This window comes from Devosia sp. (assembly GCF_036406155.1).
Taxonomy (GTDB): Bacteria; Pseudomonadota; Alphaproteobacteria; order Rhizobiales; family Devosiaceae; genus Devosia_A.
This window is the reverse complement of the sequence record NZ_DASWVV010000110.1, coordinates 1-3,194: the sequence shown is the minus strand read 5'-3', so window position 1 is coordinate 3,194 and position 3,194 is coordinate 1. Positions and strand designations below refer to the sequence as shown.

3 protein-coding genes and 2 pseudogenes are annotated in these 3,194 nt (G+C 71.6%); 3 read left to right on the top strand and 2 right to left on the bottom strand.

Translation table 11 applies throughout. The features are described 5' to 3' along the window. A pseudogene (locus VGD93_RS06930) lies at positions 1-405 on the bottom strand (D-TA family PLP-dependent enzyme); the annotation flags it as partial. Positions 406-634: 229 nt separating this feature from the next. Here VGD93_RS06930 and VGD93_RS06925 point away from each other — a divergent pair. Both VGD93_RS06925 and VGD93_RS06920 read left to right on the top strand, forming a co-directional pair. Beyond that, positions 635-1,132, top strand: coding sequence for a hypothetical protein (locus VGD93_RS06925; RefSeq protein WP_395010536.1), 498 nt, complete (start codon positions 635-637; stop codon positions 1,130-1,132). Between the two features lie 10 nt (positions 1,133-1,142). Next, entirely contained in the window at positions 1,143-1,298 is a 156-nt protein-coding gene (locus VGD93_RS06920; protein WP_395010534.1) for a hypothetical protein, read from the top strand. Positions 1,299-1,304: 6 nt separating this feature from the next. Here the strand turns inward: VGD93_RS06920 and mnmA are convergent, their stop codons facing one another. Then, positions 1,305-2,450 (bottom strand): tRNA 2-thiouridine(34) synthase MnmA, encoded by a 1,146-nt coding sequence (gene mnmA / locus VGD93_RS06915; RefSeq protein ID WP_395010538.1) that lies wholly within the window; start codon positions 2,448-2,450, stop codon positions 1,305-1,307. A 210-nt stretch (positions 2,451-2,660) separates the two neighbouring features. On the opposite strand from mnmA, the pseudogene VGD93_RS06910 reads away from it, so the two are divergent. Further along, positions 2,661-3,194 (top strand): annotated as a pseudogene (locus VGD93_RS06910) (hypothetical protein); the annotation flags it as partial.

Here is a 3,194-nt window from a genome sequence, read left to right as displayed (position 1 = left end):
CGCCGCGCCGGCCACGGCGTCGACCACGGTCGCGCTGTCGGCCACCAGCGACAGGCGCGTGCGCCGCGCCACGGCGCCGAGGCGGTCGAGCTTGGCCGGACCCAGCACGTTGGTGGTGAGGAACAGGTCGGCGATGCCGGCAGCGGCCATCACCTCCGCCTCCCCGACGGTCTGCACGGTGACACCCTTGGCGCCGAGTTCGACCTGGCGCAGCGCCCAGGCCGACGTGCGGTGCGTCTTGATGTGCGGCCGGTTGGCGAGCCCGGCCCGGTCGCAGCGCTGCTGCCAGCGCACGAGGTTGGCGTCGGCGATGTCGGCGTCGATCAGCACCGCCGGCGTTTCGAGGGTTGCGAGCGTCCGATCGAGCGGCAGCAGGGCGGACTGGATGTATCTGGGCAGCGGCATCGGCGCCTCGCGACGTGAAGGATTGCCGATAGGCAGGCTGTCTCCCCCCGGATGTCAAGCCCGCATGGCATGCATCTGCAGGTCGCCCCGCGGCGCGGCGATCACCGAGGCGTGAAGGCGGCGCCCACCGCGCCTGCCCTGCTGCCGCCACCTTCGCCCGCCTATGTCAGGGTGCCGGCGGGTGGCGACGGGGACCCGCGGCGTCCGAGATTCCCGTCCGGAGGCGCGCATGCGCAGTCGTCGACAAGGACTCCAACTGGCCATTGCCCTGCTGCTGCTCCTCGTGCCGTCGGCGAGCTTCGCCGCCCCGGCCGGCGGCGCCCTTCTCGGCAGCTATGCCGGGGATTGGCGGGGACGCGGCGTGCTCCAGGGCAAGACCAGCGAGACCGTGGTCTGCCGGCTGTCGCTGCAGCCCGCAACCGCCAACCGCTTCAGCTACGCGGGCAAGTGTGCCCTGGCGGGCGAACCGCTCACCCTGCGCGGCACGCTCGAATACGATGAAACCAGCAAGGCGTTCATCGCGCGCACCAACAACCGGCGCTTCGAGGGGGTTCGCCGCGGCGGCGGGGTGGTGTTCACCATGAGCCAGAAATTCCGCCGCGAGGGCCACAGCGGCACATTCTCGGCCGGCTTCTCGCTGACCGGTGGCACCATCAGGATCGACTTCCGGATCGACGACGCCGCGACCGGGCTGAGCACGGCCCGCGTGCAGCTGCAGAAATCGTGACAGCCGGGCGATGGACGAGCGCTTCCGGCTCAACCCGACCCGCATCTTCCTCATCGGCCTCGTCGTTGTCGCGCTCGCCCTCGCGGCGCTGACCATCGCGGCGAGCCTCGAGGCCTGGCGCGAACAGGACGCCGCGGTCACCAGCGGCGTGGCGCCGCCCGGCTGACCCGGCTCAGGCCACCAGCGCTGCCGGCACCGCCTCGGCGATGAAGCCGCCGCCGAGGACTTCGGCGGTGTCGCTGTCGTCGGCGTAGAAGACGCAGGCCTGGCCGGGGGAAATGCCGTACTCGCCCTCGAGCAGGGTCACGAACACGGCATCGCCGTCGCGATGGACGATGCCCGCATGCGGCGGCCGCGTCGAGCGCACCTTGACCTCGACCGGGGCGCCGTTGCCGCCCGCCAGCCGCGTCAGCGACTCGTCGCCCAGCCAGTTGACGTCGCGCAGCCGCACCGTGCGGGTGAGCAGCGCCTCCCGCGGCCCGACGATGACGCGGTTGCTCGTGTGGTCGAGCTTGACCACGTAGAGCGGCTCGCCGGCAGCGATGCCAAGTCCCTTGCGCTGGCCGACGGTGTAATTGACGATGCCCTCGTGCCGGCCCAGCACGCGGCCGTCGAGATGCACGATGTCGCCGCCCGCCTCGGCCTCGGGATGCATCTGGCGGATGACGTCGGCATACTTGCCCTGCGGCACGAAGCAGATGTCCTGGCTGTCGTGCTTGTCGGCGACCTCGAGCCCCAGCCCGCGCGCCAGTTCGCGCACCTCGGGCTTGCTCATGCCGCCCAGCGGGAAGCGCAGGAAGTCGAGCTGTTCCTGCGTGGTGGCGAAAAGGAAATAGCTCTGGTCGCGATGGCTGTCGACCGGCCGGAACAGCCGCCGCCGGCCATCGACCAGCCTCGTCTGCACATAGTGCCCCGTCGCCAGCACGTCGGCGCCGAGGTCCTTGGCCACTTCCATCAAATCCACGAACTTGACGCTCTGGTTGCAGGCGATGCACGGCACCGGCGTCTCGCCCTGCCGGTAGGCATTGGCGAAGGGCTCCATCACGGCGGCGCGGAAGCGCTGCTCGTAGTCGAGCACGTAGTGCGGAATGCCGAGCGCGGCGGCGACCCGGCGCGCGTCGTGGATATCCTGGCCGGCGCAGCACGCGCCCTTGCGGTGCGTCGCCTCGCCATGGTCGTAAAGCTGCAGGGTGACGCCGACGACATCGTAGCCCTCGCCCGCCAGCAGGCCGGCCACCACCGAGGAATCAACGCCCCCGGACATGGCGACGACGACGCGCGTGTCCTGCGGGCGCTTGGGGATATCAAGCGAATTCAGCATCTGTCTCTCATCCGGCTTGGGGTCAAGGGCCAACGGACCGAGGGGTTCTACATCGCGCTGCCGCGCGCGGCAACCGGCGACGCCCCCGCGCGCCGGCAGAAATTGCCGCGCCGGCGGCGACATCTGCCGCCCGCCCCGCGCCCGGCCGCACTCCGCCTTGAACAAAGCACTGATTTATAACACCTATCTTTCTGGCATCGGATTTGCATGAGGTTCCTCGACAGTGTTTCTCGTTTCAGGTCGGCAGCGGTGGCAGGCAGCTTCATCCTCGGGATCTCCCCTGTGGCGCCAGGCGCGGCGCCCACCCGGCCCGGTTTCGCCGCCCCCGCGGAAGATGCCGGCGCGGCCGGTCTCTTCGGCGCCCTGCTCGACCGGCTCGAGCAGGCGGTGGCGGGGGCCGGCGTCGCCCCGGCCGCCGATCCGCAGTCCGCACCGGAGCCCGATGCCGTCGCGGCGCTGGGCGCGGCACTGCCCGCCCCGCCCGACGCAGGGGACGACACCCCCTCCCCCCTTCGCCCCGAGGCCGAGGCCCGTGGCACAGGCGCGCTCGCGGAACTGGTCGATTCCCTCATGCCGCTGGTCGACGCGCTGCAGGCGGCTGTCCCGCAGGACGGCGGCGCCGTGGACCCGGCCCTGCTCGCGCAGGTCGCCGACGCCATCGACGCACTGGCGGGCCTCCTGGACCTCGCACTGCCATACGCTGCGCAGCGCGCCGCACCGGCCGCGAGCGCCGCGCCCGTC